General features: G+C 73.5%; 25 protein-coding genes. 5 read left to right on the forward strand and 20 right to left on the reverse strand.

What is annotated here, in order from left to right; genetic code table 11:
* Positions 1-348: 348 nt before the first annotated feature.
* Positions 349-627, forward strand: a complete 279-nt coding sequence (locus ABT014_RS31745; protein ID WP_350642852.1) for a hypothetical protein — start codon at positions 349-351, stop codon at positions 625-627.
* 233 nt (positions 628-860) lie between these two features.
* On the opposite strand, the gene ABT014_RS31750 is transcribed toward ABT014_RS31745, so the two are convergent.
* From ABT014_RS31750 to ABT014_RS31765, 4 genes are all read right to left on the reverse strand, one after another.
* The gene (locus tag ABT014_RS31750; RefSeq protein ID WP_350642933.1) at positions 861-1232 is read right to left on the reverse strand and encodes an STAS domain-containing protein; all 372 of its coding nucleotides are present in this window, start codon (positions 1230-1232) and stop codon (positions 861-863) included.
* 492 nt (positions 1233-1724) lie between these two features.
* A complete protein-coding gene (imuA', locus tag ABT014_RS31755; RefSeq protein ID WP_350642854.1) occupies positions 1725-2408 on the reverse strand; it encodes a DnaE2-dependent mutagenesis accessory factor ImuA' in 684 nt (227 codons plus the stop codon).
* A gap of 125 nt (positions 2409-2533) precedes the next feature.
* A complete protein-coding gene (locus ABT014_RS31760; protein ID WP_350642856.1) occupies positions 2534-3007 on the reverse strand; it encodes a hypothetical protein in 474 nt (157 codons plus the stop codon).
* A gap of 118 nt (positions 3008-3125) precedes the next feature.
* Entirely contained in the window at positions 3126-3605 is a 480-nt protein-coding gene (locus ABT014_RS31765) for a hypothetical protein (protein WP_350642858.1), read from the reverse strand.
* A gap of 215 nt (positions 3606-3820) precedes the next feature.
* Here ABT014_RS31765 and ABT014_RS31770 point away from each other — a divergent pair, with 215 nt between their 5' ends.
* Positions 3821-4513, forward strand: coding sequence for an HNH endonuclease family protein (locus ABT014_RS31770; RefSeq protein WP_350642860.1), 693 nt, complete (start codon positions 3821-3823; stop codon positions 4511-4513).
* A 73-nt stretch (positions 4514-4586) separates the two neighbouring features.
* Here the strand turns inward: ABT014_RS31770 and ABT014_RS31775 are convergent, their stop codons facing one another.
* Together ABT014_RS31775 and ABT014_RS31780 are read right to left on the reverse strand one after the other, a co-directional pair.
* A complete protein-coding gene (locus tag ABT014_RS31775; protein ID WP_350642861.1) occupies positions 4587-5930 on the reverse strand; it encodes a helix-turn-helix domain-containing protein in 1344 nt (447 codons plus the stop codon).
* A 152-nt stretch (positions 5931-6082) separates the two neighbouring features.
* Positions 6083-6238 (reverse strand): hypothetical protein, encoded by a 156-nt coding sequence (locus ABT014_RS31780; protein ID WP_350642863.1) that lies wholly within the window; start codon positions 6236-6238, stop codon positions 6083-6085.
* Between the two features lie 845 nt (positions 6239-7083).
* Here ABT014_RS31780 and ABT014_RS31785 point away from each other — a divergent pair.
* Both ABT014_RS31785 and ABT014_RS31790 read left to right on the forward strand, forming a co-directional pair.
* Positions 7084-7887 (forward strand): ParA family protein, encoded by an 804-nt coding sequence (locus ABT014_RS31785; RefSeq protein ID WP_350642865.1) that lies wholly within the window; start codon positions 7084-7086, stop codon positions 7885-7887.
* On the forward strand, positions 7884-8906 hold the full coding sequence (locus tag ABT014_RS31790) for a hypothetical protein (protein WP_350642867.1): 1023 nt from the start codon (positions 7884-7886) through the stop codon (positions 8904-8906). Before ABT014_RS31785 ends, ABT014_RS31790 begins: the two co-directional genes overlap by 4 nt.
* 311 nt (positions 8907-9217) lie before the next feature.
* On the opposite strand, the gene ABT014_RS31795 is transcribed toward ABT014_RS31790, so the two are convergent.
* The 4 genes from ABT014_RS31795 to ABT014_RS31810 all read right to left on the reverse strand — a co-directional run bounded on the left by ABT014_RS31795 (position 9218) and on the right by ABT014_RS31810 (position 11303).
* On the reverse strand, positions 9218-9724 hold the full coding sequence (locus tag ABT014_RS31795; protein ID WP_350642869.1) for an AAA family ATPase: 507 nt from the start codon (positions 9722-9724) through the stop codon (positions 9218-9220).
* 27 nt (positions 9725-9751) lie between these two features.
* Complete coding sequence (locus ABT014_RS31800) at positions 9752-10225, reverse strand: Pycsar system effector family protein (protein ID WP_350642871.1); 474 nt, start codon at positions 10223-10225, stop codon at positions 9752-9754.
* A gap of 112 nt (positions 10226-10337) precedes the next feature.
* Complete coding sequence (gene kilB, locus ABT014_RS31805) at positions 10338-10613, reverse strand: plasmid transfer protein KilB (RefSeq protein ID WP_350642873.1); 276 nt, start codon at positions 10611-10613, stop codon at positions 10338-10340.
* 189 nt (positions 10614-10802) lie between these two features.
* Complete coding sequence (locus tag ABT014_RS31810; RefSeq protein WP_350642876.1) at positions 10803-11303, reverse strand: hypothetical protein; 501 nt, start codon at positions 11301-11303, stop codon at positions 10803-10805.
* Between the two features lie 295 nt (positions 11304-11598).
* On the opposite strand from ABT014_RS31810, the gene ABT014_RS31815 reads away from it, so the two are divergent.
* Positions 11599-12465, forward strand: a complete 867-nt coding sequence (locus ABT014_RS31815; RefSeq protein ID WP_350642879.1) for a hypothetical protein — start codon at positions 11599-11601, stop codon at positions 12463-12465.
* Positions 12466-12548: 83 nt separating this feature from the next.
* Here ABT014_RS31815 and ABT014_RS31820 read toward each other — a convergent pair whose 3' ends face one another.
* The 10 genes from ABT014_RS31820 to ABT014_RS31865 all read right to left on the reverse strand — a co-directional run bounded on the left by ABT014_RS31820 (position 12549) and on the right by ABT014_RS31865 (position 22573).
* Positions 12549-12788 carry a hypothetical protein gene (locus tag ABT014_RS31820; RefSeq protein ID WP_350642881.1) on the reverse strand — a complete coding sequence of 80 codons (240 nt, stop codon included), beginning with the start codon at positions 12786-12788 and terminating at the stop codon, positions 12549-12551.
* 58 nt (positions 12789-12846) lie between these two features.
* Positions 12847-14055 (reverse strand): DNA polymerase III subunit beta, encoded by a 1209-nt coding sequence (gene dnaN, locus ABT014_RS31825; RefSeq protein WP_350642882.1) that lies wholly within the window; start codon positions 14053-14055, stop codon positions 12847-12849.
* 62 nt (positions 14056-14117) lie between these two features.
* A complete protein-coding gene (locus ABT014_RS31830) occupies positions 14118-14717 on the reverse strand; it encodes a hypothetical protein (RefSeq protein WP_350642884.1) in 600 nt (199 codons plus the stop codon).
* A gap of 122 nt (positions 14718-14839) precedes the next feature.
* Entirely contained in the window at positions 14840-15115 is a 276-nt protein-coding gene (locus ABT014_RS31835; protein WP_350642885.1) for a hypothetical protein, read from the reverse strand.
* Positions 15116-15234: 119 nt separating this feature from the next.
* Positions 15235-16170: a hypothetical protein gene (locus ABT014_RS31840; RefSeq protein ID WP_350642887.1), complete on the reverse strand. Its 936-nt coding sequence runs from the start codon at positions 16168-16170 to the stop codon at positions 15235-15237.
* Positions 16171-16313: 143 nt separating this feature from the next.
* Entirely contained in the window at positions 16314-16865 is a 552-nt protein-coding gene (locus ABT014_RS31845) for an AAA family ATPase (protein ID WP_350642889.1), read from the reverse strand.
* 137 nt (positions 16866-17002) lie between these two features.
* Positions 17003-19276 (reverse strand): hypothetical protein, encoded by a 2274-nt coding sequence (locus ABT014_RS31850; protein WP_350642891.1) that lies wholly within the window; start codon positions 19274-19276, stop codon positions 17003-17005.
* Positions 19277-19289: 13 nt separating this feature from the next.
* Positions 19290-19685 carry a hypothetical protein gene (locus ABT014_RS31855; protein WP_350642892.1) on the reverse strand — a complete coding sequence of 132 codons (396 nt, stop codon included), beginning with the start codon at positions 19683-19685 and terminating at the stop codon, positions 19290-19292.
* 2 nt (positions 19686-19687) lie between these two features.
* On the reverse strand, positions 19688-21874 hold the full coding sequence (locus ABT014_RS31860; protein WP_350642894.1) for a hypothetical protein: 2187 nt from the start codon (positions 21872-21874) through the stop codon (positions 19688-19690).
* A 147-nt stretch (positions 21875-22021) separates the two neighbouring features.
* Positions 22022-22573 (reverse strand): hypothetical protein, encoded by a 552-nt coding sequence (locus tag ABT014_RS31865; protein ID WP_350642896.1) that lies wholly within the window; start codon positions 22571-22573, stop codon positions 22022-22024.
* Positions 22574-22588 lie beyond the last annotated feature (15 nt).

The following is a 22588-nucleotide window of genomic DNA, read 5'->3' on the forward strand; positions in this document are numbered from 1 at the left end:
GGGCGGGGCCCGTCCTGTTGAGTGCCAGGGCCCCGCCCCTTGCACGTACCGCCTTCCCGAGTAGTCGGCGCTACGCACACACCGCATTCGCCGCCCCGCCGCCGGTGGACTGCTCGAGCCTGCCCGGTCCACCCGATCGACCCACACCCCGGCCGCGCCCTCGGACACCCCCACCCCACCTTCCGGACGGGCTGCGGGTCCGGCATCGACGACACCACGCCTCCCGGACGTCGGCCGACCACGCTGAGAAGTGGGGTTCCCGTCGAGCCGCCGAACCGTCAGAGATGTCGCGGGCCGGATGCGCGCGCCGTAGCGCGGGCGGAACCGGCCCAACCGATGATTGATCGCATGAGAACCACACTTGACCGCGAAGGCCGGAACCAACTCGCCGCGCTCGTCGACCAACTGCCGGCCGTCCCCCCGGACGGCTCCAGGACCATCCCCGTGGACAACACGCTGCTCGAACTCGCGGCCACCCTCGTCGGACAGCTGTCGGCCACCTTCCACGACGAGCCGCTCGGCCGCGCCGCGGGCCTCGTCGCGGACCGCCTCCAGCTCAGCGTCCCGATGACCGCGATCCTTGCCCTGAAGAGCAAGGTCGAGGCCCACAACCTCGACATCCGATAGACCGCCTGCCACACCCCTCACGCGCATCGAAACCGCTGGTGAAGGCGGCAGCGGTCGCGGCGCACCGGCAGGGCCGCGAGACCGACGACACCGCCTGCTCGGCCCACCCGGCCACGAAGCCGATCCCCGCCCGGCCCCCGCGCCGCGCTCCTCACCCGCCGGCCGCGGGCACCACCGCCCGTGAACGCCGGGCTCGCGGCGGCCGGCACCACGAGATGGAGCCTGGCAGGGGTTCAGCCGGCGGCACGGGGGCCGGGCACGTCCGAGTCGACGGGGAAGACCCGATCGGCGCCGGTGATCTTCAGGACCCGGGCCACCGGGCGCGAGGGCCGGGCGAGGTGCACGGCCGTTCCGTGCCGGGCGGCCTCGATGCGCAGGCGCAGCAGCTCGTTGAGGCCGGAGGAGTCCATGAACGTCAGGCCCGCCAGGTCGACCAGCAGCATCGGCGGCGCCGGTCGGACCGCGAGGGCGCGGTGCAGGGCCGCGTGCAGCACCGGGACCTGGTCGAGGTCCAGCTCCCCGGAACACTCGATGACCGGGCCCGCGAGGCTGTCCCGGAGAACGGCAGCGAAGCCGTCCTCATGCTGGTGCTCGGACGTGTCGATCGGGTACTCCCATCGGTTCCCCGTGCGGTTGGCATGGCCACCCTATGGCGCCGCCGAACGCGCCTGCACCGGCCCGTGGCCAGCAGCTCGGGCTCACCGAGGATCCGGCCGCCGGGCAGCAGCGGCTACCAGGCGGCCGGGCCAGCCGGCCCGGCCGGCCGCTGAATGCGGCGCACGGTCAGCTCATCGAAGAAGTACCAACCCCAGGTGAGAGTGTCCGGTCCCCAGCGGACCAGCACCACCCACCGGGGGTCCCGCTCGTGCAGGCGCCACCGTTCGACCCGGCCCGGCCGCCACCGGCCGCCGATCCTGATTTCCACCCACCGCCAGCGGGGCTCGGTGTCCCGCGACCGACCGGGCCCGCCCATCAGCTGCGGCGGCGCCTGCTCCGCATCGCCGGGCACCCAGACCGGGTGGAGAGGACGGGAGTACGGCACCCGGTCGTCGGCCGGCGTTGAGGCCGCGCCGCCGGTGTCCCAGTTCATGGTCATCTCAGACCATCGCCAGCGGGCCGCGCACCGCCGAGGTCGACCGGCGGCCGGCGCGGTGGGCGTCCGGGTGGTCGATCCGGACAGCCCCATCGGCGTCCGGCAGCCACAAGGTGACGTCGCGCTCGCGGGCCGCCGAGCCCCGCCCACCTGCGCGCATCCGCAACCGCCGCGCGCGCAGCCGGCCCCGCCCCTGTCCGACCCCCTCCCACGTGCGAGCCATCACCTCCAGGCGCACCCGCGCCCCCGGCCACGGCCCATCGACCACCAGCACGCAGCCCGAGCGACGGGTGATCGACACCAGCTTCTCCGCCACCGACGGCGTCACCCTGCCGGTCGGGCGCAGCAGCAGGATGCCGGTGCCGTCGGCGAGGGCGGTGGCGACCTGCGGCCACTGCTCCCCCGGTGTCTCGACGACGACCAGGCGCTCGAGGTGGACGCCGAGCTCGGCGGCGGCCAGCAGGCCGAGGCCTTCGAAGCCGACCGCGGCGCACCAGGTGCCGGCCATGGTCGCGGCCGCGGTCAGCGCCAGCAGCAGCGCCGTGCCGCCACCCGTCACCGACACCACCGCCCCCGGACGCAGCCCCCGCTCCGGCAGCAGGTGCTCGAGCGCGGGCAGCACCGGGACCAGCGGGCCGGGGCGGGCCAGCTGGAGCTGCGGTGCCAGAGCGGCGAGGGAAGCCTCCATGCACCCATGGTCGAACATACATTCGAAAAAGGAAAGCGGGAAACGCGCAGGTCACCCGACCCCGGTGCGCGTCGACGCAATGAAGAGCCGACCGCTGTGCTGGCCGGGCCCGCCCGCGACGCCGGTCAGAGCTCCTGTGGCCATGGCGCGGGCGGCGGCGGGTCCACCCGGATCAACGAGGCCAGCGGGTGGCGCAGCTGCTGCCCGCCGGTGTACTCCAGCAGCGCTTCGGGGGCGCCGTCCGGGCCGGTGCGCAGCGCGGTGACGAGGGCGTGACGGGAGCGGTGTGCGCCGCTGAGGGTCCGGCCGTCGGGGTGGGCGACAACGTCCCCGACCGCGATGCCGTGCCCCGGGCGCGGTGGGTTCGCGCTGCGCAGGGGGATCGTCGTGGGGTCGGCGCGCTGGCCGAGCAGCGCCCAGCCGGCGTCGGTGATGGCGTGGTGCCGGCGTCCGTCGGGCAGGTGGGTCAGCTCCACCAACCCGTTGCGGGTGAGGTGGTTGCTGATCCCGGCGGTCATCTCCTGGGCACCGGGCTCGCCGTCCGCGAGGGCGCGCAAGGCCGCCAGCTTCTGCGGGGCGTCCGGCCGGGCGGATGACATCGCGGGACCTCCGGGTCGGGTTCGCCGGTCCCGGGTGGGACCGGTCCGTCACCGTCGTACCAAGGGGCGGGCACCGGTGTCCCGGGAACCGCGTCGGACCACCCGGCCCGGTGAGGTGTCAGGCGTCTTCGACGGTCAGGTCGGCCATGCCGTGCAGCAGCCGGCCCGCGGCCCGCGCCTCCCCCAACGCGGCGCTGAACGCCACCTTCGTGGCCTCGGCGGTCGCCACCTGCTCCGGGTCGGGCAGCGTTCCCGGGGCCGCCAGCACGACGACGACCCCGCCGCGGCTCCCGGCCGCCGCCAGCCAGCCCGGTGACAACGCGGCCGGCTCGGCCGGCTCCCAGGTGCGGCGGCCACCCACCAGCACCAGGCCGACCAGCGCACCCCCGCGGACGCGCACCGCGGCCGTGGTCACCGGCGGCTCGCCGGCCGCCACCACGAACCCGGTGTCCACCACGTCGGCGGCCAGGCCCTCGAACAGCGGAGTGCCCACCTCCAGCACCGCCTCGGCGAACGGCGGCCCGAACACGGCCTCGCACACCACGAACACCCACCGCACCGGCGCGGGAACTCCGCGGCCGCCCGCCGATCCACTCATGCCGGGTACAACGCGCCGCCGCCGTCCACGTACCGGCCTCAACACGCGCCGGGCGGCCGACCCGCCCGGCGTCCGGCCGGCGCCCGCCGGACGCCAGCGGGCGGCCGGTACGACTTCTCCCCCGCTTGGGTGACCCCGTCTCCTGACGGGTTATCAAGATCGCCCTGCTGCCGGTAGGAAGGTCCACGACAAATCGCCGACGAAGGAGCTTCCCCGTGCGCACCTCCCTCACCCGCGCAGCCACCCTCACGGCAGCAGCCGTGCTGCTCGCCACCGCAGCCGCGCCCGCGAGCGCCGCCGACGGCGCCGGCGGCGCACACCGGGAGGTCGGGCAGAGCATCACCGTGCCGCTGCGCGAGGCGATCGGCCGGCTCACCGTCGCCGACGAGGACCGCACCGGCTACGTCCGCACGGCGTTCAAGCACTGGGTGGACGCGGACAAGGACGGGTGCGACGCCCGCAAGGAGGTCATCAAGGCCGAGGCCCTCGAAGCACCCGCGCAGGGGCCGCGGTGCGCGCTCACCGGCGGGGTGTGGCTGTCGCTGTACGACGACGTCGTGGTCACCGACGCCGGCCGCCTGGACGTCGACCACCTCGTCCCCCTCGCGGAGGCCTGGGACTCGGGGGCGTCGGCCTGGTCCGCGGCCGAACGGCAGGCCTACGCCAACGACCTCGACGAGGCACGCGCCCTGATCGCCGTCACCGCGGCCTCCAACCGCAGCAAGGCCGACAAGGACCCCGCCGACTGGCTCCCGCCGGCGGCCGCTTACCGCTGCACCTACCTCACCGACTGGGTCGCCATCAAAACCCGCTGGAGCCTGAGCGTCGACACCCGCGAGCAGCAAGCGCTCACCGACATCGCGGCCGGCTGTACCGACACCGACATCACCGTGACGCTCGCCCGCTGACCCGGTCCCCGACGGTGCGGCCGCATCGGGCCGCACCGGCAGGAGGCGAGCCTCGGTGCTCGGGTCTGCTTTCTCAGGAGGTAGTGGGCTGGCCAGGGGCGAAGTGCCGTCGGCTCTCGGGGTCGTGCAGCCGGGCTCGGCGGCGGGCTTCCAGGACGCTCTGCTGGCGGGTCGTCAGGCACAGTGGTGCCGCGAGGACCTCGTTGAACCGGGCCCACCGGGTACGGGGTGAATCCAGCTGCGTTACCTGCTTGGGCACCTCTTGGAGCACGGTTTCCTCCGTCAATTCGGGCTCCGGGTGCGCCGCGTCCCACAGCGGGCGGAAGTAGGCGCGGTCGCCGCCCAGGATGCGCAGCAGGCTCAGGAGCTGGTGCCAGTCGTCGAGGGCGGAGTCGCTGAGCAGCGCGGTGACCTCGTCGGGGTGGAGTTGCCACCTGCTGGCGACGGCGATCTCGTAGGCGGTGGGCTTGCCGGCCCGTACGTGGAGGGTGAGCAGGGCGGATCGCAGGTGGCGCATGCCGTCCTCGGGGGTGAGGTCGGCAGGGGCGGTCGGGAGGTGGTCGGCGGGCTGGGGTTCGCGCAGCCGCTCGCTCTCCCAGACGTTGCGCAGGATGGCGGGGTCGGCGCCGCATGCCTTGGCGAAGCGTTCGGTGAGCGACCAGGTGGGGATCTTGTCGCCGGCGAGGATGCGGGAGATGTAGGAGCCGGAGCAACCGGAGAGGCGGCCGAGTTCCTGGAGGGAGTGCTGGCTGGTGCGGGCGAGCATCGACAGGACCGGGGCGAGCCTGTTGGTGGTCTGCCGGGGCTCGGGGGGTGGCGGGGCAGCGCTCTGGGCCGGCCGCTTCGGGGAGCTCTCGCCACCCGCGGCCGGACGGCCCGGCCCACGGCCGGGTGCGGGGGTGGTGGGCTGGGTGCGCAGGCGCACCAGCTGGCCGAGGCGCCTCTCGACGAACGCCGCGGTGTAGCGGTGGCGGGCGCTGTCCTCGCTCAGGTTGAGGAGTTCGCCGATCGCGGCCCAGGGGGTGCGGGCCGCGCGGGCCCGGCCGACCAGGCCTGCGGTCAGGCCCTCCAGTTGCGCCTGGGCCTGCATGGCCATGCGCAGCGGGTCGCTGGGGTCCTGATCGGGCCCGAGGGCGCTGCGAAGTTCGCGCAGGGTGTCCTGGATGTCCTTGGCGATCTCGGCGAGGGTCTCGTCGAGATCGGTGGAGGCCGACGGCGCGGAGGACTCGGCCGGCGCCAGCGGCGGGCCGGTGGGTACGGGGTGTTCGCCGGGGCGGGCGATCTTCTTGCGGTCCTTGTAGGCCTGCTGACGGCAGGGCGAGCTGCAGTAGAGCGCGGGGCGGCCGGTGCGCGGGGTGTCGTTGGGCGGCAGCGGGCGCCGGCACTGAACGCAGAGCGGGGAGGGCTGGGTGGTCATGGTCTCTCTGCCAGATGCGGGTTCGGAAAGGGGGAAACGAAACGGCGATCGGGGACCGGTGTGCCGTTGCACGGCCGGGGAGTCGCCGCCGGTTTCGTCGCCAGGAGGCCGGTGAGGGGGCCGGGCGGCGCTGGGGCCGCCCGGCCCGCCGGTCAGCCGCGCCGGCGGCGAACGGCCTGGTGAAGGCCGAGTGCTGCCGCGATGCCTGCCGCTGCCAGCGCGGGGAGCTCGGCGTGCGCCAGGTCGACGTGGATGTCGATCCGGGTGCTCAGCAGGAGCGGTGCCGCCGGGAGGGCAATAACCCTCATCGGCAGACCCTTTACCGATCGGTTCCGGGAGATTCGGGTTTCGTCGCCGCTGTTACAGTCCTTGGGACGGACGAAGGGCCCCTTGAGGAGTTTCGTCCGTGGACGCCGCGGGGATCTGGTCATTGATCGCACCCTTTCGGTGTTCGATTCAGAAGTGGTCGCGCAGGGGTTTCCTGGGTTCAAGGTTTGGAGAGACCACCCGGGGCCCCTGCGCGCCCGACTGTGACGATAGCTTCACTATCTGATACGAGCGAACGTGCTAAACCAGGACAAACGCCGCTATTTGGCGGTTTGCCCAGGACATATGCCAGCTCGGAATCTCGGAAACGTGAATTCTCGACCGTTTCCCCTCGAATTGGCTCGACTGACCCCTTCTATCTGATAGAAGCAGGTCACCGCACATTCGAATGGCTCGATCGAAATATCGGACGATGGCGTCGGTAGGGCTTACCTGGCGAGCGTGAGCGAGCCTTTCGTCTCCGGGCTGCGATCAGACCTGCCCGTATCTATGCCCACAGGTACTCGACCCCGGTTGACCGAAGCCGGCCGAGACGGCGTGCGGCCTGGATCGGGCTCGCCGCCGGGGCCCTGCCGCTGCCGGGTCCCCAACAACATCCGGTCGCCAGTACTCGTACCACCTCGAAAACCTGCCCTCCGTCGAGCAGGCCTCGGAGCTATCGCTGCCCTGCGAAGCGCGCACGGGAAGAACTGAGGCCCACGGCGGTCGGGGGGGACCCTCCCCGTTGCGGAATCCGAACACACCCCGGGCCGTGATGACCCTGGCCCGGGCTGGCAGATAGCCTGCCCTGCGTGATCTGGGTACAGCGAGGGCTAAGGGGCCGGGCATGAGCAGCAGGGTGATCGCGGTCTACAGCGAGAAGGGCGGGGTCGGGAAGTCCGCCCTGTCCGCCGGCCTGGCGGCCGCCGCCCGCGCACGGGACATAAAGGTCGTAGCGGGCGACCTGGATCCGCGGGGCACCTTCACCTCCGAGCTGGGCATCTCCGAGGACAACGTGCCGGCGTTCACGATGAACGACCTCCTTGCCCTCGACCCCAAGGGCGAGATCGGCCTGGCGGCCGAGGCCTTCGCGCCGGCCTCGGAGGCGTGGCCCGGTGTGCAGGTCATCGCCGCTGAGCGCGCACTGGCCAACCGCGAGACGGACAACGTCTCCGTCGGCCTGGAGTTCCGGCTGCGCCTGGGGCTGAAGGGCGTGGTGGATCCGAATTCGGTCGGCATTCTCGACCTTCCGCCGCGGGCCGGCGGAAAGCTGGTCACGGCCGCCCTGGTGGCCGCCACCGATGTGATCATCCCTGCGACCCTGGACGAGGACGGCCGCGTCGGCGCCGAGGAGGCCTTGTCCACCATCCGGCTGGTGAAGGACCTCGGCATGAACCCGGATCTGCGCATCGTCGGCATCGTGCCGTCCATCGTGCCCGGTGGCCGGAGCACGCTGAAAGACGCCATAGGGAAGTTCCTCGCCGACACCTACGGCGACCTGTACCGCGACGACCTCGCCATCCCTCGGCACTCCGTCCGGCAGCAGACCCGGTTCGCCTGCGTGCCGATCACGGCGGCCACTGGCAAGGAGGCCCAGGCGTTGATGGGCGCTTACGACCGGATCCTGACCGCAGCGGGAGTGAACAAGTGAGCAACAAGCTGATCGCGGCGGGTACCAGCCGCCTGAAGAAGGCCGCCGACTCGGCGATCGACCCGGCGGTCCCGGCCGAGCTGCAGAAGGAGGCGGCCGCGAAGGCCGCACCGAAGGGCGCCTCTCAGAACGCCCTCGCCGTCCTGGAGAACTCCGTGGCCGCACCGGCGAGCAGCTTCTCAGGCGGCCGCGTCCTGGACCCGGAGGACATCCAGGGGACCCCCGAGGAGCAGCTGGAGTTCGTCACCGCCCGTCTGGTGGAGATCGACGGCCTCGGCCGGCAGGCCGAGGACCTCGTGGTGCTGAACAAGGGGGTGCTGTTGGAGGTCGCTCAGCAGCGCGAGCTCCATGTCGTGGCCGGGCACACGAACTTCGCGCAGTGGGCGGGCTCGGTGCTGGACATCGAGGAGAAGTACGTTTTCGAGCTGCTCCAGGACGCGAGCCGGGTGCGGACGGTGGCGTCGCTCGGGCGGGAGCTGACGCAGCACCTGACGAAGGCGGCGTCCCGGAAGGTCGTCGTGGAGGCCATCAAGTCCCATGGACTGGAGGCCGCGAGGGTCGCGGTGGCCGAGGCCGTCTCCGAGGCCACCGCGAAGGGCAAGCGCCGGCCGACAGCTGCGCGGCTCGCCGAGATCGTCCAGGAGCTGACGACAGCGCCGTCGATCCCGGGCCAGAACTCGGGTGGGTCAGAAATTTCTGACCTCGCCGTTGATCCGATCGCGGGGTCAGAAATTTCTGACCCCAATGCGCAGGAGATCGAGTCCGCGCCCGTGCCGTCCGAACTGCGGGACCTCGGCCACGCGCCCGGGATACTGCGTGGGCGCGTGGCCGCCCTCCTGGCGCCGGCAGCGGTGAAGGCCGCGATCGACGCCGACCCGGCGGCAACCCACCAGCACCTGGTGGACCTCGGAGTCGAGGTCGACAAGCTCTCCAAGCGCCTCGCGGCCGCGAAGCGGGCTGCTGCCGCCGAGCTGGCCCGCCCCGTGGATGCCGAGATCGTCACCGACCCGGCGAAGTAGCGCTGAACGCACAATGGGCCCGCCTCTCCGGCTTGCGGAGAGGCGGGCCCATCTGGCGTGCGCCGGTTGGCGGGAGATCGGACACCTTTCGACGCGGACCAGGCGCCAGGTGCCGGGGCAGCGGGCGGTCGGCCTACCGCTCGATCTCGCGCTGGGCTGCGGCCCGCAGGGCGGCCAGGTCGGGGGAGAAGTTCATCTGGGGTGCTCCGTGCTTCGGTGGGCGTGACCGGTCGGACGACCGGCGCCGCCCACCGGAGCGCCCCGCCGGTCCGGCTGGGTGCCGGGGGCGGGGCGCGGGCCGGTGAGCAGCGTCAGTGCCAGGTGCGGTGCTGCCTGATCTCGTCGAAGCCCTCGGTCGCGAGCAGCTCGCGGGCCGAGCGGGACATGCGGTGCTGGCGACGCAGGACGTCCTCGGGCACCCGCTGCTCGGCCGGCCTCGCCCGGTTCCGCTCGATGCACAGCGGCAGCGGAGCGTCGAAGTGTGCGGCAATCACGCGCCGACCGTGCTGGTGCGCCAGCTCCACCAGCTGCGCCCTGTGGTGGGTGGACAGGGACGTGTTGTCTACGTACGTGGTGACTCCCCGGCGCAGCCTGGCGAGGAGGATCTGGTGCTGGAGGAGGACGGCGTCGGCGGTGGCTGTCTGGTCTCCCGGGGCGGAGACGACGGCGCGCAGCCGGTCGAGGCTGACAACCTGGTACGCGGGGACGTCGGCGAGGAGCGTGGACTTGCCGGAGCCGGAGGCACCGACGAGGACGATCAAGTCGCCTTTTTCGACGGGGCCGAGCCGACCGGCCGGGATGGCGGTGGTGGGGTTCATCGTGGGCTCCGGTGGTGTGGCGGGCGTTCAGCGGGCGGCGGAGAGTACGGCGGCGGCGGAGACGGTGAGCACGGCGACGGCGGCGGCCCGGGACGCCCACTGGAGCAGGCGCATCTTGCGCTCGCACAGGGCGCTGAGCGCGTGGAGCCGGGCGGGGCCGCGGTCGTCGTCGGCCAGTGCGTCGCGGATCTCGTCCGGGGTGCAGGTGGCCCAGCGGGAGAAGCCGTGGGCGCGGGTGGAGTCGAGCTTGGGCGTGACGACCAGGAGCGCCAAGAGCGCGCTCGCGGCGGCGGCGGTGATCCCGGCGGCGGCGAGGGTGATCGCGGCGGCGGACGCCTTGCCGAGCGCGGTCGCTCCGGCGAACAGTGTGCCGCCGGTCAGCGCGAGCAGCAGGGACGCCTTGCCGTCCGTGCGGGCCACGTCGGCGCTCACGCTGGTGAGTTCGCGATCGAGTGCCCGGTCGAGGGCGCTCGTCGGTGCGGTGGTGTCGGTGTTCATCATGGGGTTCCCCTCCCTGGCGGTTCGGTGTGATGAACGCCTAGGTGAGCCGCACGGCCGGGCCAGTTCGGCGCGGTGAGCGGTGAACCCGGGCGGGGCGGAGCGGGTGGAGCGCTCAGGCAAGGTGTTCGGCGGCGTCGGTGACCAGTGCGGAGGCCGCAGCGGTGGCGGCGGTGCGGTCCTTGTCGAGCGCGGCCTGGTCGGCGGCGCCGCGCATCGCGTAGGTCGCGTGCTCGGCGTTGGTCGCCAGATCGGCGAGCGCCGGGGCGATGATCGCCAGGGTGACCACCGGCGCGGTGATCTCCCCCCGGGTGCGGTGGCCCTCCGAGCGGGCCTCGGCGGCGATGTCCTCCGGAGCGTCGGCCAAGCGCAGCCGCTCGCGGGCGTACATGGTTCGGCGGTGTGCGGCGAGCGCGGCCATCAGCGTGGTGACGGCCGTGATCAGGGCCCGCCGCTGCTCCTGGGCGGCCGCGTCGGCGCGGCCGGCGCGTGCGGCGCGGTGCTGGAGCGCGGTGACGGGTCAGGATGCCGGCCAGCGTGCCGCCGACGCCGACCAGGGCAAGGGCGAGTTCGGCGGCCATCAGGATTCCTTGCTCGGTCGGGCGGTGCGACGGGGGTCGATGCCGGTGAGCGCCTCGGGGCGGCGGGACCAGCGCACGTAGTCGAGGGAGCTGGCGGCGTAGGTGGTGGTCATCATGCTGCCGGAGCGGTCGATGGCGTCCCGGGCGCTGTCCAGGCGCCGCCAGGCCAGCATCAGCTGGTCCTGCAACCAGGTGCGGTCGTCGTCGGTGATCTCCCCGGCGGCGGCAATGGCCTCGAGGCGGCCGACGTCCTGGACGCCGTCCGCGAGGAAGCGGTCGACCCGCTCGGCCTCGTCGCGGGTGAGTTGGTCGGCCAGGCGCCGGGCCTCTTCGGTGCGGGGGTCGTCGCTGTACATGGCGAAGGCGCGCTCGGAGATGGCGAAGTGCGCCAGCTGCCAGTCGGAGGCACTGGCATCGAGGCTGTCGGGGCGCCAGGTCCGTCCGGGGCGGGCGAACGGCTCGTAGGCGGCGGGCGTGGGCGCGGGGGTGTCGGTGGTCACGAGGCTTCCTCCCGTTGCGGGGTCCGGCCGGGCGGCCGGCGCCGCGCACCACCGCGCCCCCGCCCCGGCCTGGCTGGCCGGGGGACGACGGATGCGGTGGTGGGCAGCGTCAGCGCCCGGAGCGAGCCAGCTGGTGCTGAGGCGAGGGCGATCAGGCCGGGATGGGTATCAGCAGATTCGCTGGGCGGCCGTGCTACTCGGTGTGAGCAGGGTGTGTCACTGTGGGGCATTCGGCACGGCAGTTCAGGCTTGTTGTGCGCCGCGGGAGTTCGCGACGGGAGCGGAAGGGGTGGGCGTGAACGAGGAGTGGGCGCGCATCGATGAGGGCTTGGGGCACTACTCGGCCGCTGTGGCCGCGGCGTTGGTCCGGGATGGAACTCCGGTGGCGATCTTCGAGGTCGACGGTCCGAGGACCGAGGAGCTGACCATCTGGCCGGAGGGGTCGCTCGGTGAGGACGGGGCTGTTCCGGAGGAGATCGAGGTGGTCGAGGACGCCCGCGTCGTCCTGTCCATCGGCGTCCGGTTCAGTGAGCGGCTTGTACCCGGTGAACAGTGCGGCCTGGGCTGGGATCCACTGTCGGGCTGGTACTTCTTCGTCGGCGAGCCGCACCAGCCGCGCGAGCAGCTGATGGCGATGGCTCGTACCCGGTGGCTGAGTGATGGCCTGGTGCCGGCTCCGGCGCGGGTCGTGTCGTTCCTGTCGGGGGTGTTTCTGGACCCGTTGAGCGCTGGGAGTGCGGAGCGTCCGTACTACCGGGGCAGTGTGAGCGCGCCGGGCCTGGTGGAGCGTCTCGCTCCCTACGTCGAGGAGCCCGGCGTGGTGTGGCCGGCCAAGCCGGGGCAGGCCCGCTACTCGGCAGCGGTCGAGAGCATGGTGCTGGAGCGGTTGTTGGCCTGCCTCACCGAGGACAGCCCGGTGGTCCAGCTGCCGGTGCGCGCGGGCGAGTTGCAGGCGCTGGTGGAGTTGCTGGAGCTGCACGATCTGCACGGGCGGCACTTCCAGCTGGTCGGGGGGCTCGGCGGGCGTCTGGCCCGGGACATCGAGGGCCGGCTGCGGGCCGGCGCGGTGGGGGTCGAGCCGTCGATGGCGGTGGGCTACGCCGAGGCGATCCGGCAGCGCAACGCCGCGGTCGATGCCGGCTGGGAGGACCCGGAGCAGTAGCAGGCGCCGGATCGCGCCGAAGGCCCGCCGTGACGGGCCTTCGGCGTCTTCCGTGCTGCGTCGGCTGGCGGCGCCGAGTTCGCTCAGGCCAGCATGCGCACCAGGAGCAGGGTGATGGCGAGCACGGTGATCAGCAGGACCTTGGGGTTGAGGCTGTGCGCGTTCTGCAGTTCCTGGATTTCGGTCCAGACGGCGTCGATCTCGTGCTGCAGGCCCGCGTGGGCGGGGGTGCCGGGGACGAGGGTGTTCTGGGTGGCGCCGAGTTCGGTCAGGCGCTGGCGGAGCTGGGCGAGGCGGTCGTCGCGGGATATGGCCCAGGTCATCGGATGAGGAACCTTCCGGTCGGTGAGTGCGGGGTCAGGGCAGGGGCGGGCGGCGGGGTCAGCCGGAGAGGCGGACCGGCATGAGGAGGTGCTGGTAGGTGGCGTCGATGTCGTCGCCGACGCGGCCTGCCAGGTAGGCCGGCTTGTGCGGGTGGCGGACGCGGAGTTCTGCCTCGCCCGTGCCGAGCGCCTTCAGCCCGTCGACCAGGTACGCCGGGTTGAACGCGAGGACCAGGACCTCGGCGCCGGCGCCGGCCCCGGATTCGTCGTCGGCGGTCTCGCCTTCGACGTCGGCGGGGATGCGGTCGCTGGCCTGCGCGTCGTCGCCGGAGCCGGCCTCGACGCGCAGCTGGTGGGCGGCCCGGTCGACGATCAGGCGCACGGGGGTGTTGCGGGTGGCGACCAGGGCGACGCGCTGGATCGCGGCGACGGCCTCGGCGACCGGCACGGTGATGGCCATCGGCCACTCACCGTCGAAGAAGCCGGCCATCTTCGGGAACTCGTAGCCGTCCAGCAGGCGGGTCATGTACGTGCGCCCGCCCGGGATGGACAGCCCGAGCAGGCCCTCGGACCGGTGGAGGGTGAGGGTGTGCTCGCCCTCCAGCGCCTTCGCGGCCTCGGCCAGGCTCTTGGCGGGCACCAGCGCCGCCGTCGGGTCGTCGCCGTCCTTCTTCTTGCCGCGCTTCGCGCGTGCCGGCACGGTGCCGGTCGGTCGGACCGTCAGTTCCTTGTGGGCCATGCGGTACCGGTCGGTGGCGTCCAGGTGCAGCTGCTCGCCGTCCAGGCGCACCTTGATGCCGGTCAGCGCGGGCAGGGCGGTGTCGGTGGAGGCGGCGACGGTGACCTGGGCGACCGCCTCGGCCAGGGTGTCGGCCTGCACGGTGGCAACCGCGTCCGGCAGGGCGACCGTGGCCGGGTACTCCTCGACGGGGAGCACCGGCAGGGTGAAGCGGGCTCCGCCGCAGCCGACGACGAGGCGGGCGCCGTCGTCGACGAGCTCCAGGTCCACGTCGGCGGCCTTGGGCAGGCGGGAGCAGATGTCGTTCAGCAGCCGGCCGGGGACCAGCGCGGTGCCGTCGGCGGCGATCTCGGCGGGGACGGTGGCGGACGTATAGACCTCGCCGTCGCAGGCGGACAGGCGCAGGCCTCCGTCGCCGGTGGCCAGCAGCATGCCGAGCATGACCGGGACCGGCGCGCGGGACGGCAGGGCCTTGGCGGTGTAGCAGACGGCCTCGGCGAAGACGGAGACGGGCAGGCGCAGCTTCACGGGTTCGTGCCTTTCGCGGTGGGCTGGGCTGGTGTCGGATCGGGCGGTGGAGGCGGGGCCGGTCAGGCGTCGGCGTCGTCCTCGGTGTCCGGGCCGTAGAAGTCGCAGGAGGGGTAGTCGGTGTCCAGCACCAGGCAGGTGCCGTGGTCGTCTGCGCGGTCCACGACCAGCTCGTCGGTGCCGTTCCAGCCGGGCACGACGGCCATCACCGGGGCGTGGCCGGGCAGGCCGGCCAGCACGGCGGCGAGGTCGCCGACGGTGAGCACGCCCGGCTGCGCCCGGCGGCTGGCGGGGATCGGGGCGCCCTGCACCGGGAGGTCGGCCGGGGTGGGCGGGTCGAGGTCGAGGGGCAGGGCGCCGGGGTCCGGCTCGGCCGGGGCGATGTCGAGGACGAGCGCGCCGTTCCAGACGGTGGAGCGCACCGGGGCGATGTCGCGGCAGTCGAGGTCCGGGACGTGGAGCAGGACGGGCACCTGCTCGGACACGCCGGCGATGCGGGCGGAGAGGTCTGCGACGGTGAGGCGGGCCGCGCTGTACGGGGTGCCGATGATCCGCCAGGTGGCCTGGCGGTCGACCTGCGGGTGCTTCGCGGCGGCCTTGAGGGTCTCGGTGATGGCGGTGACCGCGGCGGTGGCCGGGGCGGCGGTGACGGTGGTGTTCACGACGTCCTCCAGGCGGATCGAGGTGTCGGCCGGTCGGCCGGCCCCGCTCCCGGACACGGGCCCACCCGGCCGGCGTTCGGCGGGGTGGGCGGGCGTCGCCGGGGGCGAGGCTGGTCGGCCGGTCAGCAGGAGAGGCGGTGGCCGTCGTCGTCCGTCTCGGGCTGGCACCCGCCGCACAGTTCGCCGTCCTCGTCCTGCGGCGCGCTGTACAGGTGCTCGCCGCAGAAGTAGCGGCCGCAGCCGTGCTCGCCGCCGCCGGGGCCGTCGCCGCACAGGAAGGCCAGGCCGCGGTCGATCTCCCTGGTGCAGTTGTCCTGGTCGCATTCGGCGACGACGCCGTAGCCGGCCTCGATCTCGGTGCCGTCGGCGCGGCGGACGGTGTAGTGGGCGTAGCCCATCGGGCCCTCCGTTAGGTGGTGGTCGGGGGTGCGGCCGGGCGGCCGGTGGCGCCCCCAGAGCCCGCGTCGCAGGTGCGGGACGGGGTGCTGGGGGCGGTGGCTGACGGCCCGGAACGGGGCTAGAGGGCCTGGTGCAGGGCCGGGGTGGTGGGGGCGTCGGGGCAGGCGGCGGAACCGTCGTCGGTGCGCCAGGTGCGTTCCTGGTCGGCGACGGTGGCTGCCCACGCGAGCGGCTGGGCGCAGTGCCGGCACCGGAAACCGCCCGCGGGGCCGGGCGCCACCGAGAGGGAGCTCGCGCTCTCCAGCGGGCTGAGGCGGCGGCGGTGCGGGGTGAGGGTGGGCATGGAGTGGGTGGCCTGCTGGGCCGGGAGGTTGGCGGGGACGGCCGGGCGGTGGGCGGCGGCGAGGCCGGCGAGTGCCTCTTCGACGCGGGGGTTCAGGGTGAGGCGGGTGCGGCGTTCGGGCCGCCACCAGCGGGTCGCGTACGCGGAAGGGGCGAGCAGCAGCCAGGCTCCGGCGGAGACGGCGACGGCCGTCAGCCGCTGGTTCTCGGGGCTGGCCTGCCACACCGCTGCGCACCCGGCGGCGCCCAGGATGGCGAATCCGATCCGGGCGGCGGTGGAGCCGCGGCGGGCGCTGACGAACAGGACCAGGGCGAGGACCAGGGCGCCGCCGCCGATCTGGGCGGGGGTGGCGGGCAGACCTTGCGCGTGCGCGCGCAGCCAGGCCCGGGTGGCGATGAACGGGATGTCGGCGAGGTCCCGGACGGTGCCGGCCGCGCCGCTGTTCCACAGGTAGGCGAGGGCGTGGGCGACGCCGCGCACCAGGCCGGTGATCAGGCCGGTGACCAGGCGGACGATGCCGGTCACCAGGGCAGCGGCCAAGCCGACGGCGAGCAGGGCGGCGAGGGCGGCCGCGGTGATCTGGCCGGCGCGCTGGGCGGGGCGGGTGTGGTTGTTCCAGATGGTGCGGGCCCGCTCGCGGGCGGGGGCGGTGGCGTCCCAGCCGTTGGCGGTCTTGTCGAGGAGCCAGAGCGCTGCATCGGTGACGAACACGGGTGACGGTCTCCCTGATCGGTGGCTGACGGTGCGGAGGCTGTGCAGGGGCGGTGCGGGCGCCGCGGCGCCTTCCGGGGCCGGCGGCCCGGCACCGGTCGGGCCGGTGCGGGGCCGCCGGTCGGCGAAGGAGCCGGGGCCGGTCAGTGGCCGGCGGGGGCCGGGCGGTGGTGGACGGTGGCGGTGCCGGCGGCGATGCGGGCTCGTACGGGCCAGTTCCGCTCGACCCGGCCGCAGAGGGTGAGGTCACCGGCGAGGTAGCACTCGCGCAGGTCGAGCGGCCACACGTCCAGGAACAGGTGGCTCGTCGCAACGGCCGTCTCGACGGCAAGGGCGCGGCCGGTGACGACCAGCTCGTGCAGCTGCTCGACCGGGCGGGCCTGGCGCAGGAGGTGCTCGGCCTCGTCGATCAGCAGCAGGACGCGCGGTTCGGCCGCGGTCGGGGTGTGGGCGGTGCGGCCGGTGGCGGTGCAGGCGTCGCGGCGCTGGGCGAGCAGGTCGAGGGCCTGGTCGAGGAGCTGCTCGGCGCTCTCGGTGGTGGTGTGCCGGTCGGCAGCGGTCAGGTTGTTGCGGCGGGCGGGCTCGATCGCCCAGGTGGTCACGATCGGGTCGGCGGCGTTCTCGGTGATGAGCTGCTGGAGGGTGCGGGTCTTGCCGGAGCCGGCCCGGCCGAGGACCAGGTGGGTGTGGGTCATGACGGGTGCCTTCTTCCTGGGCATGGGTGATCGGGCCGCCGCCCGGGTGGGCAGCGGCCTGGTGACAGGTAGCGGTCGCAGGACCGCCCGCCGGGCGGCCCGGGGCGGGCGGTTCTAGGGCGGCAGGCGCCGGGCGGCTAGGCCTCGGCGGCCTCGGCGCTCTTGGGCAGCGGCAGGCCGTACTCGCCGGGGGTGCCGGTTCGGCGGATGACGGTGCCGGCCTTGACCAGTTCGGTGAGCTTGTTGGCGACGGTCTTAAGCGCGACCTGGGTCATCTCGGTGATCTGGTCGATGTGCAGGTAGCCGATCTCCAGGTCCAGCGGGTCGCGCCGCTCCTCCAGGACCGTGAGGATCTTCTCCACGGCGGTCGGCTCCCGGCCGTAGGCAGTCGCCGGGCCCGGGGCCCAGGGCGCCGTGCCGTCTTCGCCCTCCTCGGCGGCGGGGCCGACGGGCGTGGTGGCGATCGCCTCGCGGTCCTCCCAGCCGGGGAAGTCGGCCGGGTGGGCGATCTGGTCCGGGTCGAACAGGCCGGCCGCGGATTCGAGGATCCAGGCGCGCATCATCTCGGCCCGCTCGTCCGGACCGACGACGTAGCCGACACCGAACGTCCTGCTGGGGTCGTCCTCGGGGACGGTGGGGTCGTAGACCAGCGTGTCGTTGTCGGCCTTCCAGAACGCCGGGATCTTGGACGGGTCGATGCCGTCGAAGCTGTCGGGCAGGTCGACGCGGTGCTTCTGCGCGCTGTCCGAGCGCAGCAGCACCAGGGCGCCGCCGTAGAAGATGTTGTCGCGGATGCTGGTGTCGCTGCCCATCTTGTCGAGGTTGAGGATCTGACCGCACAGGACCGCGGCCATGCCCAGGGAGCGGCCCTGCTCGGCGATCGCCGCGATGATGAACGCCGCCTCCTTCATGTACTCGGACTTTTCCGAGAGGAGCTGGGCGAACTCGTCCAGCACGACCGCGACGAACGGCCGGTCGTCGGAGGCGACGAAGTTCTTCATCCGCAGGCCCTGCGACTGCGCGATGCGGTGCAGCAGGATCGCGTACGCCAGGCGCAGCGCGCCCATCGCGCCGTCCTTGCCGGTCCCGGCGTAGGCGGCCATGTCCTCCACGTCGGGGTTGCTGCTGCCCTTGGGGTCGGCGTAGATGATGGCGATCTTGTTGACGTGGTAGCTGAGGCAGATCAGCTGCAGGACGCCGCCCTTGCCGGAGCCGGTGACGCCGGCGACCAGGGCGTGCCGGGCGCCGCCGGCCGGGTCGAACAACTGCAGGCGCGCGGGCCGTCCGGAGATACCGGTGCCCAGGCGAACGAAGCCGTTCGGGTTGGCCTTGAGCGCCTGCGGGCCGGGCAGCGGCTGGCCGTCCTCCAGCGGGGAGCGGTCCATCAGCCGCAGGATCGCCTTGCGCGGGTTCTGCGTCGGCTCGACCGAGACGAGCAGGGTGGTGGTGCGCAGCGCGCCGGCGATCCGGTACGGCTCCGGCATGCTGATCGCGTCCGTCTCCTCGTCGGCGACGATCCACGCCGCCACCCCGCCGGTGGCCGGGTCCTCGATGGCGCCTTCGAGGTGGGTGCCGGGCATGCAGCCGCTCTTGGTGGCGACCCGGCGCAGCCACAGCGCCTCCAGCTCGCTGTACTGCGCCTGCTCGACGGTCGGCGCGGTGGTGCGGACCAGGAGGTTGCGGGCGGATTCGTGCGGGCCCCTGGTGATGGTGACCCAGGCCGGGGGCAGCCGGTAGACACCGGAGATGGTCTCGGGGGTGACGGTGACCGGCCGGCCGGGCGCGGCCTCGATGACGCCTTCCCATGCGTCCGGCCCGTGGGCGGTCAGGTGCAGTTCCTGGCCGGGGTGGGCGCCGCGCTCACTGGAGATGTAGGTGTACCAGCGCTCCAGCACCTCGCGCTGAGCACCGGTCAGCGAGTCCGCGGCCGGCTGCGGGAGCGGGGCCTGGGCAGCGGCGCGGCGCCGGCGCCGGTTGCCGAGGACCTGGCGCAGTGCGAAGGCGACGTAGCCGGTGGCGCACCACCAGGCGAGGGAGACCACGCCGGTGACGGAGGGCAGGGTCATCCAGCCGGCGAGCAGGGCGTCGACCCCGGGCAGGCCCTGGAGGGTGACAGTGGCGGCCCCGGTCGCGGTCGCGATCGCGGAGACGAAGGCCGGCACCCGGTGGGCGCCCAGGATGTCGCCGCCGGGGAGCCGGTCCAGGGCCGCCGGGGAGATCAGCCCGGCGAAGTTCGCGGTGGCGACCGCGACCGGGGCGGCCAGCAGGCAGCACACGGTGCTGGTGGCCTGCGCGTCGAGGAACGGCAGGATGATCGTGGTCATCGCCGGGGCGGCGACCTCGGCGGCCGCCACCACCCTCTCCACGGTCGGGCTGCGCGGGATCTCGGCGGCGGGGGTGGTGTCGGTCATCGCGGTGTTCTCCTTACTCCTGGGCGTACCAGGCCTTGTCGGCCATGGGGACGGGCGAGCTGTCGGCGGCCTGCTTGATGCCGCCGTGGTGGTCCACGGTCGTGTTCTCGGTGGCGGTCGCCTGGCGGGCGGCGTCGTCGGCGGCGTTCGCGTAGGCGATCGCGTTCTGCGAGAGGCCCTGCATGATGCGGGAGACCTCGCGGGTCTCGGCGACGGTGGCGGTGTCCACGCGCAGGGCGCCGATCTGCTCGGCGATCCGGCCGGTGTCCTTCGCCTCGCCGGTGAGGGCGGTGGCCATCGTGCGGTGCGCGTCGGTGGCCCGGCGGACCTCTTTCGCCAGCGCCCGCACCGTGCGCAGCATCTCGATGTAGGTGGTGCTCGGTGCCTGCTTCGTGGTCGGCTTCGCCATGGTCAGCCCCCCTGCTTGTCCTGGTAGAAGGTCCGCTCGGCCGGGGTGGTCAGCGGGCTGTCGACGACGGCCTGGTAGATGCCGCCGTGGCGCATCTCGGCGTTGGCGACGAGCACGGAGACGGCCTCGGCGCCGCGGTGCGCGTCCCGCTCCACCGCCTCGGCCTTGGCCCTCAGCAGGGCGACCTGCTCGGCCAGGCGCGTGATGACGCCGACCAGGCCGTTCCCGACTCCCTCCTTCTTGGCGCTCTCCAGCAGGACCTGGGCGGACCGGGCGTGGCCCGCGGCGATCGCGGCGGTCTGCTTGCTGCCCTCGGCGATCCTGGCGAGCTGCTTCTCCTTCTCGGCCATCCGCCGCTCGAACGCCTTCAGGCTGCGCACCTCGCCCCGGCTGAGGACGTGGTGCCCGTTGTCGACGGTGAAGGCGACGACCTCGGCTCCCACGTGCCGTACCTCGGCTGGCTCTGCATCGTCACGGCTCATCGGGTGCGCGCTCCTGCCGGCGATGGTCGTGGGTGCCCCGGGCGCCGGGGCGGCGGGCCTGGGGCGGACCGCGTCCTCGACGGCCGCGGCCGCCGTCACGGCCACGACGTCCGGCCCGCCCGACGTCACCGCCGTGGCTGCGGTGGCGACCGGGCCGGACCTGGCGACCGGACCGAGCTGAACCTTCTCCGCCGCCGGCTCGGGCCGCCGCTCGGCCGGCTCCTTCACCATGTCGACGCCGTTCATCGGCCGGCCGGGCCCGCCGGTCTGGGCCGGCACGGTCGGCGCCATGGTGGGCTTGGGAGGCACCACCGGCTTCTTCGCCAGATCGACGCCGCTCTTCCGCCGGTCCGGCCCGCCGGCCTGGACCGGCACGGTCGGCGCCGTGGCGGGCTTGGGAGGCACCGGGGCGGCCTTGGGCTTCTGCTGCTCCTTCCTGGCCAGGTCTGCGGTCGACCCGCCGGCCCGTCCCATGGTCGGTGCCAGCGGCGGCCGGGGGCGGAGCGCGTTGGCGAGCTTCAGGGCGTCCATCTTCTTGCGCTCGGCCTTGTCGGCGGCCTGACGGTCGCTCCAGCCGTCCTTCACCCCGTCCCGGTACGCCTGCGCGTGCCCGACGGCGCCGGCCGCGCGCTTGCCGTCCCGGTAGCCGGCCTCGCGAGCGGGCCGGGTCCGGGGTGGCGTCGATCCGCCGTCCGCCGGCCCGCCACCGGCGACGTTCGTTCCCGACTCGGGGTTCTTCTCCTTCTTGGCCAGGTCGACCTTGGCCTCGGCCGGCTTCGTGTCTTTCCCTGCCTTGGCGCCGGCCTGGCCGGGATCGTCCGGCTTCGAGGCTGGACGGTCGGGGGTGCCCTGGCTGTCCGGCTTCGGGCCCGTGCCGCTCTTGTCGCCCGCTCGGTCCGCGCCCGACCCGGACCGGCCGCCCGGCTTCGACTCGCGATCCGCCTTGGCCGACTTGACGTCGGAGCTCTTCGATGTCTTCGCGTCCGAGCCTTTGCTGGAGCGGCTGTCGGTGCTCGCCCGCGTGGCGGTGTCGTCCTTGGCCGCCCTGCTGTCGGACGACTTGGCGTCCTTGGCGTCGGACCGCTTGGTGTCGCGGTTGTCGGCACGCTTCGCGTCCGAGTTGGCGGCCCTCTTCGACTCGCTGGTGCTCTTGCCGTGCTGCGCCGACGTCTTGTTGTTCAGGTCGGCGACCTTGGCGTCCCGGCTCGACTTCGCGTCCTGGTTCGACCGGTGCTGCGCGGAGCGCTCGTTCTTCGCGACCCGGTCGGACTTGTTGTTGTTACTGGTGGTCGTCGAGTTGCCGGAGACCCGGGTCTCGGTGACCGCGTGGTTGCGCTTGATGGCGGTGGTGGTGCCGGTGCGGCCCCACCGGGAGGCGAGCGCCCGCACCAGCGCGGACAGCGGCCCTTCGCTACCGGGGTCCGGGCCCTTGCCGTCGGCGGTCTTGGCGGCGTCGGGGGTGCCCGCGGTGCCTTGGCCCAGGGTCGCGGTGGAGCCCAGCGGAGCGGTCGGACGGGCCGGGGAGACCGGGGTGAGCAGCTGGGCGAGCGGGCCCTCCGGGGTCTGTCCGGCGGGGGCCGGGGAGGCGCCGGCGGGGGCTGCGGTCGGCGGGGTGTCGCCGGCCGGACGGGCCTCGGCGGGGGCCGGGACGGGCGGGTGGGCGGTCGGCGGATCGGGCGGGGTGGGCGGTGGGGTGGGTGTCGCCATCGCTTGAATTCCTCACGTTGGGTGACTTCCTTCCCTCCTCCCTCCCGGCCCGGAGAAGGGCCTCCCGCGCTTGTGAGCATGGAAGGGGTGCCTGGGAGGAGCATTTCCCGAGCGGGAGGGAGGAGGGAGGGAAGTCACGGATTGTCACTATCGGATGAAGCGCTTCTTGGCCCAGCCGTAGCCGACGACGGCGATGACGGAGCCGAGGACGAGCAGGCCGACGGTGGGTGCCGGGCCGGTCTGCTCGGTGTCGGAGGAGGCCGAACTGGCGGTGTTGACCATCCCGGCGGAGACGTTCGCGGGGAAGGCCTTGCCGCAGTCGGCGATGGCGTTGAAGCCGCCGCCGGCCTTCGCCACACAGGCCTGGACCGCCTCCCGGCGCGCCTTCTGGGCCGGGGTCTCCTGCTCGCCGGCCTTCGCCAGCTCGGCCGCCTGCTGCTGCCGCGCGAGGTCGAGCTTCTGCGCGTCGAGGGCGATCTGCGCCTTACGGACCTCGGCGTCGGCCTGCGCCGCCGAGTAGTTCGACCAGGCGACCATCCCGGCCGCGGCGAGGACCACCGCGCCGGCTCCGATCGCGGCCTTCGCCCGGGGGGAGAGCTTGGCGTTCGGGGCGACGGCGCCGTGCAACGGCGGGCTCTTCCAGGACGGAACGGAGGAAATGTCGTACGTAGGGTCGTTGTAGACCGACTGCTCGGCCATGGTGGGTGGTCCCTT

Source organism: Kitasatospora sp. NPDC094015, from assembly GCF_040304075.1.
Taxonomy (GTDB): Bacteria; Actinomycetota; Actinomycetes; order Streptomycetales; family Streptomycetaceae; genus Kitasatospora.

Coding starts and splice junctions, on each gene's coding strand:
- ABT014_RS31765 (WP_350642858.1), bottom strand. CDS start 3,605: ATGAGTGGATCGGCGGGCGGCCGCGGAGTTCCCGCGCCGGTGCGGTGG.
- ABT014_RS31865 (WP_350642896.1), bottom strand. CDS start 22,573: ATGGCCGAGCAGTCGGTCTACAACGACCCTACGTACGACATTTCCTCC.
- kilB (WP_350642873.1), bottom strand. CDS start 10,613: ATGTACGCCCGCGAGCGGCTGCGCTTGGCCGACGCTCCGGAGGACATC.
- ABT014_RS31775 (WP_350642861.1), bottom strand. CDS start 5,930: ATGACCACCCAGCCCTCCCCGCTCTGCGTTCAGTGCCGGCGCCCGCTG.
- ABT014_RS31745 (WP_350642852.1), top strand. CDS start 349: ATGAGAACCACACTTGACCGCGAAGGCCGGAACCAACTCGCCGCGCTC.
- ABT014_RS31780 (WP_350642863.1), bottom strand. CDS start 6,238: ATGAGGGTTATTGCCCTCCCGGCGGCACCGCTCCTGCTGAGCACCCGG.
- ABT014_RS31850 (WP_350642891.1), bottom strand. CDS start 19,276: ATGACCGACACCACCCCCGCCGCCGAGATCCCGCGCAGCCCGACCGTG.
- ABT014_RS31760 (WP_350642856.1), bottom strand. CDS start 3,007: ATGTCATCCGCCCGGCCGGACGCCCCGCAGAAGCTGGCGGCCTTGCGC.
- ABT014_RS31855 (WP_350642892.1), bottom strand. CDS start 19,685: ATGGCGAAGCCGACCACGAAGCAGGCACCGAGCACCACCTACATCGAG.
- ABT014_RS31835 (WP_350642885.1), bottom strand. CDS start 15,115: ATGGGCTACGCCCACTACACCGTCCGCCGCGCCGACGGCACCGAGATC.
- ABT014_RS31795 (WP_350642869.1), bottom strand. CDS start 9,724: ATGAACCCCACCACCGCCATCCCGGCCGGTCGGCTCGGCCCCGTCGAA.
- ABT014_RS31785 (WP_350642865.1), top strand. CDS start 7,084: ATGAGCAGCAGGGTGATCGCGGTCTACAGCGAGAAGGGCGGGGTCGGG.
- ABT014_RS31800 (WP_350642871.1), bottom strand. CDS start 10,225: ATGATGAACACCGACACCACCGCACCGACGAGCGCCCTCGACCGGGCA.
- ABT014_RS31820 (WP_350642881.1), bottom strand. CDS start 12,788: ATGACCTGGGCCATATCCCGCGACGACCGCCTCGCCCAGCTCCGCCAG.
- ABT014_RS31860 (WP_350642894.1), bottom strand. CDS start 21,874: ATGGCGACACCCACCCCACCGCCCACCCCGCCCGATCCGCCGACCGCC.
- imuA' (WP_350642854.1), bottom strand. CDS start 2,408: ATGGAGGCTTCCCTCGCCGCTCTGGCACCGCAGCTCCAGCTGGCCCGC.
- ABT014_RS31845 (WP_350642889.1), bottom strand. CDS start 16,865: ATGACCCACACCCACCTGGTCCTCGGCCGGGCCGGCTCCGGCAAGACC.